This is a genomic window from Streptomyces sp. NRRL F-6492, from assembly GCF_001280125.1.
GTDB lineage: Bacteria > Actinomycetota > Actinomycetes > Streptomycetales > Streptomycetaceae > Streptomyces.
In genome coordinates this window covers 1-369 of record NZ_LGEG01000148.1, presented here as the reverse complement: position 1 = coordinate 369, position 369 = coordinate 1, and the positions used below count along the sequence as shown (strand labels likewise).

1 protein-coding gene is annotated in these 369 nt (G+C 75.6%); it reads right to left on the bottom strand.

Translation table 11 applies throughout. From position 1 onward, the window contains the following. The coding region (locus tag ADL08_RS12930; RefSeq protein WP_053642319.1) for a hypothetical protein at positions 1-369 on the bottom strand (369 nt) is incomplete at both ends.

The following is a 369-nucleotide window of genomic DNA, read 5'->3' as shown; positions in this document are numbered from 1 at the left end:
GCCGCTCCGGAACCCCCCTGGCGCGCCAGGACCTCGGCGACCCGTGGCGGGCGGTACGAGGGTCCCTTGAGGACCTTGCCGTCCTCGCGCAGGACGGGGGGGCCGTCCGGGCCGAGGTTGGACATGTTGGGGCGGTGGACCTCGGCGAGCACGGCGTCGGGGTCCACGCCGTGGACGAGGGCCGTGCCGTACGCGAGGTAGACGCCTTCGGCCAGTTCGTGCGCGATGTCCATGAGGCTGCCCGCCTCCGTCGCCTCCGCGACCTCGGCCACCTCCTCCTCCAGCAGCGCCTGGCGGTGCCGGGCCAGCTCCGGGGGGACGGCGGCCGGGCTGCCGGTGCCGGTGCCGAGGCTGAAGGCCCGGTTGAAG